This is a genomic window from Anaerovibrio sp. (assembly GCF_045637405.1).
Lineage (GTDB): Bacteria > Bacillota > Negativicutes > Selenomonadales > Selenomonadaceae > Anaerovibrio.
The window spans coordinates 1-8389 of the sequence record NZ_JAZTZI010000079.1 but is presented as its reverse complement, the minus strand read 5'-3'; the positions used below and the strand labels follow the sequence as shown (position 1 = coordinate 8389).

The window sequence follows — 8389 nt, the reverse complement described above, 5'->3', positions numbered from 1 at the left end:
GGAGATAATCTGGTGTTATCTCTTTACCGAAGACAATGAAAATTGCCTTCTAAAAATATTGGGAGGTAGTGACACTTTCCGTAGCCAAGTAGCGACAGTAAAGCATAGCATTCTGGCGACAGGGAGGCGTGTCAGTAACAGCTTTTTTGTTGCATCATATTTTTTTAGCTACAGTTAAAAATTAAAAGGTTTCTACGAGATTAAAGCCCTTGCCCAAAAGGAAGGTGGCAGTTTCCGGCTCATTGGTCTTGAATACGGCCACTGGATTTCCTGTAGAGCGGTCAAAGGAAATGTAGAGGTAACAGATATCAATATTTGCCCCATCCACGGCGGACAAAATCTTGTCAAGATACCCCGGTACATCCTCCATGGTTACTGCAATAACCTTGTCCAGACGACACTGGTACCCTGCTTCCTTCAAGGCCTGGATTGCCTCATCAGGTCTGTCCACAATAAGGCGGATAATACCAAATTCCGCACTATCATTGGCCAGCATGGTATAAATATTTATATGTGACTTGGCGAGAACAGAGGTAATCTTCACCAATCCCCCCTGTTTGTTTTCCGTGAAAAGAGAAATCTGTTGTAGCATACTTAAACCTCCTACTGAACGAGTCTCGTTTAACAAACTCTACCCATAACTATAACAAATATATGTAAAGTTGTAAACCTAAAACCGCCATATTAGTCATCTGTCTCCACAGGTGTTCTGCCCTCACGGAGCTTATCCAGCTCGATACCAGGCAGGGTAAAGCCTCTGCCCAGCACCTCATTGGCGGATACAATCAGCATAAAGGCCGCTCTGTCCACCGTATTTACAATGGCTTTTATCTTGGCAATTTGAGTAGTTTTCACCACTACAAAGACGATATCCCGCTCAGAATTACTGTAAGCCCCCTGACCATGGATAAAGGTTACTCCCCTACCGACCTCGTAGATAATACCATCGGCAATTTCCCTGGACTTATTGGACACAATAAGAATGGCCTTTCTGTGGTTAATACCAGCAATAACCTTATCCGTTATATTGGCTGCCACGAACATGCCTATAAGTGTGAACATGGCCTGGGTAACACCAAAAAGGGCTCCCGCCACCACCATCAGCATACAGTTAAAGGAAAAAATTACCACGCCCATATCAAAGGAATAGTATTTCTTCACAATTGCACCAATAATATCAAAGCCTCCGGTACTGGCATTATTTCTAAAGACAATACCATAGCCGATACCACATAACACACCGCCAAAAATCGCCGACAGCATGTGGTCAGGCACCAGATGATAATCATTCATAAATTTTGTAAGGTCCAGACAGAAGGAAAACACCATGGTCCCCACAAAAACATCCATAAGATAGCGTTTCCCCAAGAAAAAATAGGCAGCTATCAACAGTGGAATGTTATATAGAAGGGACTGTATACCTAAAGGGAAACCAAAGGAGAACAGCATAATCATGGAAATACCCGTAACGCCTCCTGTCAAAAGGTGCGCCGGCACATAACAGGCATTGATGCCCACACTGGCTATAAAACAGCCCAAAACAATCAAAGCGTACTTCAAAATATTTCTCTTTACATGATACTTTCTCATAAAGTTTTTCATGCGTAAAAAAGCCTCCCAAGGAATCCCGTATTAAAGTTTAGAAATTATAGCTGCAGCTCAGTACATAGGTCCGTCCATCCATTGGATAGCCATAGATTTCGCTGTAGTTTTTGTCAAATAAATTATACACCGTCAGATTGGCGCTTGTCTGCTTATTAAATTCTTTTGTAATGGAAAGATTATGCACAACATAACCACCCAAATCAGCAATTCTTGTCTCAGCCGGAGCTGCTGCCGGATAGCCGTACATAGCCCGCTGATTCCCGATGTAATGCATATCGTACTGGAAAGACCAGCTGTCCCGATGGAATTTGTAGCCCAGGGAAAGCATGTGACGCGGACGATAATCCAACTGATCCGGTAACCCGGCATGGTCATAGTTCTTGGCCCCATCCTTGGATGTATGCTGATTTGTATAATTCAGATACACAGAGGAATAATCATCAAATTTGTAATTGTTTTCCCACTCAAAGCCCCAAATCTTTACGCCATTAAGCATATACACATTAAATGGTCTGGTGTGCAGGAAATTAATAAAGGAGCTGAAATTCTGATAGAACAGGGATACCTTGCTATCATACTTGTCACTGAAGGTATGGGCCACCGACAAATCATAGCCCCAGCCCTTTTCCGGTGCCAGCTCGCCATTTTTGTTATTGCCCATTAAGTCCTGATAATACCAGTAGAACTCTGCCATAGAAGGGCTGCGCCAGATGCGGTTAATGGAGAGACTGGTGGTGGTTTTTTCATCATGCTTTAGTGTAGCAGTAAGCTTTGGAGAAAGACCTCTGTCATCATAGGACTTTATCTTTGTCGCTCTTGGGTCGTCCCGGTCTGCTCTCATAACATCATACCGCAGGCCATATTCCAGAGTCCACCGCTTATCCATGGTCCAAGTATCCCCCACATAAAGACCCCATACATCCGCCTTTTGGGATGGATAAAGCTCAGAGGCTGTTCCCGGCTTTACACCGTTGTACCAGCCATATCCATACCGCATACGGGTATACTCGCCGCCAAAGGCCAGCTCATGCTTATCATCCAGCACCTGAGTCCCCCGATAAATATAACCAAAGGATTTATCACTGGAATTATGACGGTCATAGGACACCGCCCCATTGACCACCTTCAGCTCATTGAGGTCTTCGTTATTCTTCCAGTAGGTAAGTAGGTCACTGCCGCTATCCCGCTTGGACTCATAGGAAATATCAAAGCGGTTTCCTGTAGCAACTGTCCGGCTACCATCCCCCGGCAATGCTCCAAAGGCCTGATCATTACCATAGGCATCACCAAATAATGTAGTCGGATAATAGGAGTTGTAGCCTGGTGTCCCCGGAATATTCTGCACTACCCGCCCTACATGGGTGCGGTTATGGAGGAAATTCACCTTGATGCTGTCTGTCTTACTTAAATGATAGGCCAAATTCAACCCGAACAGCTTATTGCCATAGTCCGCATTTCTCAGGTAGCCATCGTTGGACTCAAACAGATAATTAATTCCATAGTCCAGTTGTCCGGCTGACCCTTTATAATAAATGGAGGTCTGCCGCAGACGATTACTTCCTATAGAAAACTTAATCTGTCCTCCATTGGTATGCTTGGTAATAATGTTAATTACACCGCCATCGGTCTGGCCATACTTAAAGGACTTTGCGCCCTTGATAATCTCGATTTTCTCTATCATATCCATTGGCATGGCATCCCAGCTGAAATAGCTGCCACCCATTACACCGGAATTTTTCTGGGGAACACCATCCACCAGTACAAGGAAACGACGGCTATCATGGCCACGGAGCTTTACACTCTGGTCCTCGGCACCTCCCACTGGCTTTTCCTGAATCTGAATACCAGCAGTACCACGAAGGAGCTCAGGCACTGACTTAACCTCGCCCTTATAATCCTTCAAATCAATAGTAGTATCCACCTCATTAGCTGCCAGCTGATCGCCGTATACCACTACATGCTCATCACCGTAACTAGCTACCTCAGCCGCAAAAGCACTGCCGGTAACCAGACTAAGGCACAACAACCCACTTAAAATCTTCCACTTACTCATTTCCTTGCTCCTTTAATTTAAAAACTTTCTAAAAAATAATTATTTCCTATTTAAATAACTCATGATGTGAAAAGGCCATTTTCAACTGCTTCACAATAAACGGAATCAACAGAAGCTGTAACAAAATGCCCGGAGCTCCTGTAACAATACCACCCCACACATAAGCAATTGGCTCTGCCTTAATCTGCAGCATCTCCCCAAATAACAGCAATACCAATATAATCATAGCTCGACCGCAGATAATTGCCCCCAGCATGGCCAGCCAAGGGTTCAGCCTACGGCTCAAAAGTCCGGAAACCAGGCCGTACACTCCCAGTTCTGCCACCATCATTGGCAGCATAGGCATCAAAGGGGGCATCCCCGTCAAAAAGCTACTGATAACCGGCGTAGCCACACCCACAATAAGTCCATATACAGGGCCTAAAATCAGGCCACCCAAAAACACGGGAATATGCATGGGAGATAAAATCCTGGTCACGGGGCCAAAAGCATGAAAAGCTATGGGCAAAAGTATACCCAAAGCCACAAAAAATCCCGCAAACACCGTCTTTTTCGTACTCATAATAACTCCTTTAATTTACTAGCCAACATTTAACCTATCGAAATAGTATAGTTTTATTTTGTCCGATAATAATATCCAAATACGTTTTTATTTTGCCATTAAACGCCCCTATATAGCAAGCAATATATTATCTTTTTCGTAAGAATTATACTACAGCTTCTATTTTTTACAGCTGTTGCCTTCCATCAGCAATGTTATTTTTCAACGCTATCTCACGTCAAATTTGACATTGAACGCATAATTATATCCACATCACTACTTTCTAATTCCTGAATAATATGCAGATATGTTTTCTGCGTAGTTGTCATACTAGCGTGTCCAAGCCTTCTAGCCACACTGGCAATAGATACTCCTGCAAACAACAAAAGAGAGGCATGCGTATGTCGCAAACCATGAATGGAAATAACTGGCAAATTTAACTTTTTGCAATACCGCTCCAACAATCCATTAACTGTAGAATTATATACTGGTGTATATGTGTCTTCCTTTTTTATAAATATCGGTTCATCTTCTGGTAAATCCTTTGTTAGTGCTGAAAACTGCATTACAGTCTGCCAATCAATCTGGATTTTTCTCACAGAAGATTTATTCTTTGTAGGCATATAGCCACCATTGCCCTTATAATTCCATGTCTTATTTATAGATAAAACCTGATGGGCAAAATCAAAATCTTTTGGAGTTAGGGCTAATGCCTCGGAAAACCGCATCCCTGTTTTAGCTACCAGCAATATAAACCAATCCCAATTTACACCTTTATCTAAAAGTAAATTTTTTAATAAAGTATGCAATTCAAACTGATTGAGATACTTTATCTTTTTCTCTGCGGGTGTCTTGCCTTTAATAATAACCTTTCGCGTTGGATCTCGCACTATCAGGCCTTCATCTACCGCATCAAGAACTGCTCCCTTTAGTTGATGATGAAAATCCATCACGGTTTGACGCTCATGCATTTTCGCATAATCATTTATTAGCTGCTGATAGGTTATGCGGGTTACATCCTTTAATTGCAAATGTGGCATTAATGTTCTTACCCAACTCAATGTTGAATAATACTTTGACAAGGTAACATCCCGTATAGCTCCCTCCTTATAAACTCGTATCCACTGCTCATAATATTCAACAAACAAATCATGTTGCGTAAATTCACTCAGCATAATAAAACCTCCTCGTATTCAACTATGCTGATGAAAGACTACAGCCTAACTTTATTTATCATCTGGCAAATCTTTTCCACCCGAAATTAAAAAATTACGCAACATAATATCTGCTTTACGCATTACATCTTTCTTCCTTATTTCCTGCCCAAGAATATTAGTGAAATAATGGCTTGCTTGTTCCATGACAATACTATTTTTTAATGCGGTGAAACGTCCATAATCATCTATGTTTTCTTCTGTAACCTCTGTTGTTAAAAAATTTGACAATAAAGCTTCATCGCAACCCAAATACTCGACCATCTTTTTTATTTTATTGTCTTGTACCCTTGTACCATATTGATTGATATAGTCCTGCAAAGACCAATCTTCATGTATTTCTGCATCACCACTCTTCACATCTCCCAGGAATAAATTAGCTAATTTTTGATCTTCTTGAGACAAAAACGCAAATGACTTATGAAGCTGTGCTAAAGTTTCCTCCTGAACATCTTCTGAAACATTAGGATTGTGAAGCTGCTTCAACCATTTTACGAAATGAGAATTCATATATTTATAATCAATTACTCCTGTTTCCTGTTCTACTAAGTAAGTATCTATTAGGAAAGTTACCTCCTCCGGTTTTCCGCCACCACCATTTGGCTTACGAAGCTCCTTATAACGCTGAACTAATATATCATAATCCGTCTTAGTAAACTCTACCTTGATAGTCTTTTTTATACTATCATCCAAAGGATTTTTATCGCCATACTCATTTGTTTCCCACTTAAATCCCTGTATTCGTGCTGCCTGATAATAGGTAGAAAACTCACGAAATAACTTAGCAAATTTTGCTCTAGCAGGAATTCCCTCCGGCAATTTATCCATATCAGGTATACCAGCTTTCACAAACAGTGCTTTTATTTCATGATATCGGTCATTCATATGAATAACATTGTCAGCCAGCCTATCAGCAAACAATCCCAAAGGGCGATCACCAGAATATAGCTTAACAGCTTCACCTATATTTTTATACATAGTATGAGGCATACGGTAGTAGTAAATCCGCCCAAAAGGCTTTTCATTAATATCAAAGAGACGATTCGTACGGGAAAAAGCCTGTATAAGATCCTGATTTTTTAACACCTTATCCAGATATAAGCGATTGACCCATTTAGAATCAAATCCAGTCAACATCTGATTGACTACAATCAACAAATCAAGCTGTTCTTCTGGTTTTAAATCAATGTTTTTGTAAGGAACTTTATGGGCTAACCGTGCCGCCACATCCTTCTTGAAATTAGCATAACCAGTTATGTCAAAATAAACATTAAAGGTTTTCTGATAATCCTCCAACATTTCCTTAATACCGTCTTCTTTTTCTATAGACTTTCCCTTATTATCAATGGTAGGGTCGAATAGACAAGTAATATTTATATCAGGTGCCTGTTCCTTAAATTTCCGATAATATTGGATTGCTTCCGGTATACTGCTGGTTGCAAAAATACCATGAAATTTTCTATTGTGACTAACAGTAACAAAATCCTCCATTATATGCGCTACTACAGCATTTTCGAACTCGTCTTTCTCATATTGTCCTCTTGGAACATAATCCTCTATACCTTTTATATATTTTCCATCATCTTTAACATAACCAGCCATAGGAACCATATGACTATCCATGAAATAATAATATACTTCGGCTTTTTCTGGATCTTTCACCGCTTCATCTACAGACTTTGCATTTGCCTCATGCAGTGCCACCTGCTGGCGTAATTTTTTATCTTCATATACCTTTACCAATACAGGGTCAAAGCCCAAAACATTCTTATCCCTAATACCATCAGCAATAGTATACCGGTGCAGTTCATTACCAAAAATATCCGAAGTGGTACTATTAGCCTTTTGATTTTCTTCAAGTACTGGAGTACCACTAAATCCAAAGAATAACGCATTAGGAAAGACTTCCTTGGCGGTATTCATCATCTCGCCAAAAACATTTCTATGACACTCATCCACTATAAATACCAAACGCAAAGACTGAATTTTCGCAATTTCCTTGCTACGCTTTGCAAGTATATCGCTATCTTCTTTTAAGGTGCCCATCTTCTGCATTGATGAAACAATCAGGGAATCATTTGGATTGTCACTTGCCAGTTTTGTTATAAGAGTCATAGTATCTTCTGTATCCTGTACCTCCGTGCTGTCCCCTGCAAAGGCCCGATATAGTCTTAACGATTGGGTACTGAGTTCAATACGGTCAAGCAAAAAAATAACCTTATCTGCAAAACCACAATCCACAATAAGCTGAGCAGCCTTAAAAGATGTCATAGTTTTACCTGAGCCAGTGGTATGCCATATATATCCACCTCGCTGATTATTCTCCTGCCAATCATGTTCCTGTACACAATTTAAAATCTGCTCCGTAGCATACTGCTGATAGCTTCGCATTACCTTTAAAACACCATCCATAGAATCAGCAATAGTATAAAAACCAATTAGCCGATGTGCCTCTGGAATTGATATGAGTTGACCAGCTATTTTTTGCCAGTCATTGATAGGTTCATTATTAAAATCTGCCCAATGAAAATAAAAATCTGAATTAAATTTTCCATCTGGTCCTGGATTAGTGTAATATAGTGTTTCTTCAGGTTCCATAGCAACAAATATTTGCACCAAGGAAAAGAAGCCAGTAAATATCCCTTCATGAGCATATTTCTTTATCTGATAACAAGCTTCACCTACTGATATGCCTGAGCGTTTCAATTCTACATGGAATAGCGGCATACCATTGATAAGGAGCATCAAATCTCCTCGCCTGTCTGGCAAAATATCATCCCGCCTAGTAAACATTGGTTGCCTGGCAATTTGATAACAAGTTTGCCCGGCAGCAATTTCCATTGGATCATAAACCTTTAAACTTACTTCCTTGCCAAAATGTAACTCGTCATCTGGGTTTGTCCGTCTTATTTTTACAAATTTCCCATTAACAAAATTATAAATTTCTAAAGGGGTTTTACAAGTCGGATCGTAGCC

The 8389-nt window shown here is 40.5% G+C and carries 6 protein-coding genes; all 6 read right to left on the bottom strand.

Going from position 1 to position 8389, the window contains the following annotated elements; genetic code table 11:
* Positions 1–181: 181 nt before the first annotated feature.
* Positions 182–592, bottom strand: coding sequence for an amino acid-binding protein (locus tag ACKI5G_RS05575; RefSeq protein ID WP_407398417.1), 411 nt, complete (start codon positions 590–592; stop codon positions 182–184).
* 92 nt (positions 593–684) lie between these two features.
* Positions 685–1602, bottom strand: coding sequence for a YitT family protein (locus tag ACKI5G_RS05570; protein WP_407398415.1), 918 nt, complete (start codon positions 1600–1602; stop codon positions 685–687).
* Positions 1603–1639: 37 nt separating this feature from the next.
* Positions 1640–3658 carry a TonB-dependent receptor gene (locus ACKI5G_RS05565; protein WP_407398413.1) on the bottom strand — a complete coding sequence of 673 codons (2019 nt, stop codon included), beginning with the start codon at positions 3656–3658 and terminating at the stop codon, positions 1640–1642.
* A 46-nt stretch (positions 3659–3704) separates the two neighbouring features.
* Positions 3705–4220, bottom strand: a complete 516-nt coding sequence (locus ACKI5G_RS05560; protein WP_407398411.1) for an ECF transporter S component — start codon at positions 4218–4220, stop codon at positions 3705–3707.
* Positions 4221–4432: 212 nt separating this feature from the next.
* Positions 4433–5374, bottom strand: a complete 942-nt coding sequence (locus ACKI5G_RS05555) for a site-specific integrase (RefSeq protein WP_407398409.1) — start codon at positions 5372–5374, stop codon at positions 4433–4435.
* A 51-nt stretch (positions 5375–5425) separates the two neighbouring features.
* A partial coding sequence (locus ACKI5G_RS05550) for a type I restriction endonuclease subunit R, EcoR124 family (protein ID WP_407398407.1) occupies positions 5426–8389 on the bottom strand: 2964 nt, incomplete at its 5' end.